The sequence below is a fragment of the Furfurilactobacillus milii genome, assembly GCF_009863985.1.
GTDB classification, from domain to species: domain Bacteria; phylum Bacillota; class Bacilli; order Lactobacillales; family Lactobacillaceae; genus Furfurilactobacillus; species Furfurilactobacillus milii_A.
The window spans coordinates 1-962 of record NZ_WEZT01000048.1; the positions used below are offsets into that span (position 1 = coordinate 1).

Consider the following 962-nt stretch of genomic DNA (forward strand, 5'->3'; position numbering starts at 1 on the left):
AAATACTTATGTTTTTACGAGCTAAGGGGTTATCTATCCGGGCTGTTGCGTTACGGCTGGGGCGAAATCCAAGCACTATTTCACGGGAGTTAAAACGTTGTGCAGGTAATTATTCCCCAAGCAAAGCAGATAATGACTATCATCAAAAGCGGCAGAATTGTCACAAGAAGCGGCTATTAGACAGCCATCCACAATTACGCCGTCAAATTGTTCATTACATCTTAGATCTGCACTGGTCACCAGAGCAGATTACCGCTCGCTTTAATAAGGAACATCAATGGTGTGTTAGCTACAACACAATTTACCGTCATATCTATCAACACAATTTAGGTGAGAAGTACTCCTCACGTGGTGATACCGGTATTCAGCGCCATCTCAGACATAAACATCGGACTCGGCATTCAAAGAATACTAGACGACATCGAGAAGTACAGACCGACTATATCTCGATCCATGAGCGCCCTGGTTTTATCAACCAGCGCCAACGTATAGGTGACTGGGAAATTGATACTGTGATTGGTCGAACGGGTCACTCCATCCTTTTAACGGTTGTCGATCGGCTCAGTCGGCTTACGCTTATCAAAAAGGTTGTGCAAAAGGACTCGCAGGAGATAAATAAAGGCTTAGTTGAACTGTTAGGGGCCATTCCTAAAGAATTTGTTCATTCTATTACACCAGATCATGGGACTGAATTTCTTCATCTTGATGAAATCAGCGAAAGGTTAGGTGTTACTGTCTATTGGCCCGATCCATATTCGCCTGAACAGCGTGGAACAAATGAGAATACAAATGGATTAATCCGGGAATATTTTCCCAAGCGAACAGATATTGATAATTATACAGAACAGGACGTTGAACACTGCCAAAAGCAGTTAAATCAACGTCCTCGCAAAGTGTTAAACTATGAAACCCCATATGAAGTATTTTTTGACAAACCGTTGCACTTAGTTTGACAATTCACC

1 protein-coding gene is annotated in these 962 nt (G+C 42.3%); it reads left to right on the plus strand.

The annotated features are described in order from the left end of the window. Positions 1-2: 2 nt before the first annotated feature. The gene (locus GB992_RS11350) at positions 3-953 is read left to right on the plus strand and encodes an IS30 family transposase (RefSeq protein ID WP_347877390.1); all 951 of its coding nucleotides are present in this window, start codon (positions 3-5) and stop codon (positions 951-953) included. The last annotated feature ends 9 nt before the right edge of the window (positions 954-962 follow it).